Origin of the sequence: Streptomyces dysideae (assembly GCF_001514305.1) — a bacterium.
In the GTDB taxonomy this organism is placed as follows: Bacteria; Actinomycetota; Actinomycetes; order Streptomycetales; family Streptomycetaceae; genus Streptomyces; species Streptomyces dysideae.
Map to the genome: position 1 here is coordinate 1 of NZ_KQ949194.1, position 1263 is coordinate 1263.

General features: G+C 67.9%; 2 protein-coding genes. Both read left to right on the top strand.

Annotated elements, in window-relative coordinates; genetic code table 11:
* Window positions 1-124: 124 nt before the first annotated feature.
* Window positions 125-565 (top strand): helix-turn-helix domain-containing protein, encoded by a 441-nt coding sequence (locus AQJ91_RS55065; RefSeq protein ID WP_199848234.1) that lies wholly within the window; start codon window positions 125-127, stop codon window positions 563-565.
* Entirely contained in the window at window positions 562-1245 is a 684-nt protein-coding gene (locus AQJ91_RS55070) for an IS630 family transposase (RefSeq protein ID WP_199848235.1), read from the top strand. The genes AQJ91_RS55065 and AQJ91_RS55070 overlap by 4 nt, the downstream gene beginning before the upstream one ends.
* Window positions 1246-1263 lie beyond the last annotated feature (18 nt).

The following is a 1263-nucleotide window of genomic DNA, read 5'->3' on the forward strand; positions in this document are numbered from 1 at the left end:
TAGTAGACTGTCGCGACTAAGTGTCGTTCTGGTTAGTGGAGTTGGGGTCGGGCAGGCTTCGCTTGATGCTTCCGTTCGGCCGGGCAGGGGTGCCGTGTCCTCGCAGAAGAAGTATCCGGTTGCGTTGAGTGCCGAAGACCGTCGGGCGCTGGAGCGTGTGACGACGACGGGGGTCCGCAGCGCGTCGATGATCAGGCGGGCGCGGGTGCTGCTCGCGTTGGACACCTCGGTCGGCGAGGTCGCTCCGCGGGCGGTGATCGCGGAGCGGGTCGGGGTCTCGTGCGATTCGGTCCGCCTGATCTCGAAGCGGTACGCGGAGACCGGCGGCGATGTGTGGGCCACGGTCGGCCGGAAGGAACGCGCACTGCCGCCGGTGCCCTCCTCGGTGACCGGCGAGGTCGAGGCAAGGCTGATTGCGCTGGCCTGCTCGACGCCGCCCCAGGGACATGCCCGGTGGTCGCTGCGCCTGCTGGAGAAGCACGTCGCGCTGGTCGAGGACATCCCGGATCTGGACCACTCCACGATCGGGCGGGTCTTAAAAAAACGGAACTGCGTCCTCACGTGAAGAAGTGCTGGACCATCCCGCCGGCCGCGAACGCGGCCTTCGCCGCGGCGATGGAGGACGTCCTGGCGGTCTACCACCGGCCCTTCGACCCGGCGCGCCCGGTGGTGTGCATGGACGAGAAGCCGTACCAGCTGCTCGGCCACGTCCGCGATCCGCTTCCCACGCGGCCGGGCCGTGACCGGCGCGAGGACAACGAGTACGTCCGCTCGGGGACCTGCTCGATCTTCTGCTGGGTCGAGCCGCTGCGCGGATGGCGGCGCGTGGACGCCCGGCCCCGCCGGACCAGGGTCGACTGGGCGCACCAGGTCGAGCACCTGCTGACCGTGGACTATCCCGACGCCGCCACGGTCGTGCTGGTGATGGACAACCTCAACACCCACACCACCGCCTCGCTCTACGAGGCGTTCGACCCGGCAAAGGCCTTCGCGCTGGCCCAGCGCCTGGAGATCCACCACACCCCCAAACACGGGTCCTGGCTCAACATCGCCGAGATCGAGCTCTCCGCCCTCACCCGCCAGTGCCTGGACCGCCGCATCGACGACCTCACCGTGCTCAACACCGAACTCGCCGCCTGGCAGCAGCACACCAACAGCAACCAGCGCCAAGTCGACTGGCACTTCACCACCGACGACGCACGCGTGAAACTACGCCACCTCTACCCAACCACACAGCGAAATTAAGCCGCGACAGTCTACTAG